Source organism: Paraburkholderia sp. UCT2, assembly GCF_014397665.1.
In the GTDB taxonomy this organism is placed as follows: domain Bacteria; phylum Pseudomonadota; class Gammaproteobacteria; order Burkholderiales; family Burkholderiaceae; genus Paraburkholderia; species Paraburkholderia tuberum.
The window spans coordinates 1-2,403 of sequence record NZ_VZQO01000116.1 but is presented as its reverse complement, the minus strand read 5'-3'; the positions used below and the strand labels follow the sequence as shown (position 1 = coordinate 2,403).

At 61.0% G+C, this 2,403-nt stretch carries 2 protein-coding genes; both read left to right on the top strand.

Annotated elements, in window-relative coordinates:
• Positions 1–425 precede the first annotated feature (425 nt).
• Positions 426–608, top strand: a complete 183-nt coding sequence (locus F6X39_RS35915) for a hypothetical protein (RefSeq protein ID WP_187620124.1) — start codon at positions 426–428, stop codon at positions 606–608.
• Between the two features lie 697 nt (positions 609–1,305).
• Positions 1,306–2,361: an AI-2E family transporter gene (locus F6X39_RS35910; RefSeq protein WP_187620125.1), complete on the top strand. Its 1,056-nt coding sequence runs from the start codon at positions 1,306–1,308 to the stop codon at positions 2,359–2,361.
• Positions 2,362–2,403 lie beyond the last annotated feature (42 nt).

Sequence of the window (2,403 nt, the reverse complement as noted above, 5' to 3'; positions counted from 1 at the left end):
TCGTTGCCAGTCTAGTCACTTACCGTCGGCTTACAAGCATCTGCGGGGCAACGGATAGTTGCCGTCGCTGCAAGGTTTTAGCCGATTGCCCTGGAGCGGTGCGCAGTTCTTTAGTGTGTCCGGAGGCGGGGGCCGTGCGGACCATCTGAATGACACGCAGCACATTTGCTTCGACGCTATCCAGCTGGGCGTTACGCAAGCGGGATCAGCCGTCGAGCATGCGCGCTTCCATAGCCGTTCGTCGACAAGACGCTACGTGGGTATCGGAATACGTTCCGCTTGTGGTTCGTATGTCAGCGATTCGCGATTCACGCAAACCGTGTATTGAAGATCTCGCAACTCATAATTGCGCGCGTCGAATGGCGGCGCGCTTTGCTTATACTGCGTCCACATTAAACAGGCTTCGTTTTTACGCAGGAATACTTATGGCACACCAACTTACGTTCCACGCCGGTTCATCGAACACGGACGTCATTCACGAAATCGTTCAGCACGCGTTGCGCAGCGCTGCTACGGCCTCCACCACGAATGGAGCTATCGATGTGCTTGGTCAGGCGCTACTCGAGGTCGAGCGCCTCGCCGCGCACCCGAGCGTCCTGACGCACTGAGCCCGCTGCGCGTCTGCGAACTGGCCGGGAGTCGGACCGGCAGCGCAGCGCACGGCGTACCGCCGATGGCGGATGCAGCGCGGCTCGACCTTTAGAATCAATATTGACTGATCGCGCGAATGTGATAATATTATCACATAGTGGCCCGTCCGCGAAGTTGCTGTAGGCGAGTCGCCGCAATGCCAGCGCCCGCTGAATCAACCGTGGAGATGTCACCCATGACTGCTCAACCAGACCTGAACGATTCGCTGCATCGGTGGCAGGAATGACGCGCCGACCGCGCTTCTGTTTCGCCTTGCTGTGCTCGTTCCCGCTTGTTGCGACGGTCTGCGGTTGTTCCACGACCGTGATGCCCACGCCGCGCGTCATCGCGATTGTCGTTCCCGCGATGCAAGCACCGGCAATGATGTCGCCGCCCGATCCGATGGCGCGTCCATTGTGGATCGAAGTCACCGGGCAACCCGGCGGCCAATCGCAGACAGGCACCAGCAAACCGGCGACGCCGCAAGACCCCCCGTCGCGCCAGCACGGTGATGACAGGCGTACCCACAGCGCGGCTAGCGGCGCGACGCCGATCTGACGGATGCGCCGCGCGGCGACCCGGCATCGCCGGCTCCTGCGGTTAAGACGGATACTTCCGCCGATGCTTCGGCTCAACGACGAAAGCCACTCGATCACTCGCCCAGTGGAGGCGCTTATGACTGTATACCATCGTCAATCTCTGTTTTGGGGCGCCGTTGCGTTAGCGGCCGGCGTGTTGCTGTGGAACCTGCGTGCCGTTCTCACGCCGTTTCTGCTCGGTGCGCTCGTCGCATACATTTTGCAGCCGGGCGTGGAGTGGCTGGTACGCCATCGCATTCCGCGCGGCCTTGCGGCGCTGGTGATGATGTCTTTGTTTGCTCTGTCCGTCGCACTCGTCATGCTGCTCATGTGCGTAGTTGTCCAGAAGGAAGGGCCGGAACTCATCAGGCAAATTCCATTTATCGTCGCAAAACTCGATGGATGGCTGAAGCCGCGTCTGGCTTTTCTGGGACTGGATTATTCGCTCGATGTGACGAATATCCGCGAGGTGCTGGCGGCCCGTCTCAAAGCGGACGGGCAGGGCGCGATGCTTGCCGTATGGCAGTACCTGCGCACCAGCAGCAACGTGATGATCAATGTCGTGAGCAATGCGGTGCTGATGCCACTCGTCCTGTTCTATCTGCTCTACGACAGGCACGAGGCGTTCGCGCGCATGGCGAGCTTCGTGCCGCGGCGCTGGCTCGGCAAGACACGGGAATTCGTCGGAGAGATCGATTGCATGATGTCGCAGTACCTGCGCGGGCAACTGCTGGTGATTGCAGTGCTCGCGGTGTTCTACCCGACTGTGCTGACGATTGCAGGGTTGGATCTGGCGGTGCCCGTCGGCCTGTTTAGCGCGCTTGCCGTATTCGTTCCCTACATCGGCTTTGCGACCGGCCTCGCGTTCGCGCTCCTCGCGGCGCTGCTGCAATTCGGTGACTGGTATGGCCTCGCCGTGGTGGTCGCGGTGTATGGCGTCGGCCAGATTCTTGAAAGCTTTGTGCTGACGCCGAGACTGGTTGGCGAGCGCATCGGCCTTCATCCGCTCGCGGTCATCTTTGCGTTGCTGGCGTTTGGGCGGCTGTTCGGATTCTTCGGCGTGCTGCTCGCGTTGCCGGTCAGCGCCATCCTCGCATCGGCATTGCGGGAACTGCGCCACCGCTATCTCGCGAGTGCGCTTTACCAGGGCTGACCGGCATCTCGATCGCCCGATTCGATGTTCGGGCACCCGCCC

What these genes read in the sequence shown, in the direction of transcription:
- F6X39_RS35915 (WP_187620124.1), top strand. Translation starts at nt 426, where the DNA reads ATGGCACACCAACTTACGTTCCACGCCGGTTCATCGAACACGGACGTC.
- F6X39_RS35910 (WP_187620125.1), top strand. Translation starts at nt 1,306, where the DNA reads ATGACTGTATACCATCGTCAATCTCTGTTTTGGGGCGCCGTTGCGTTA.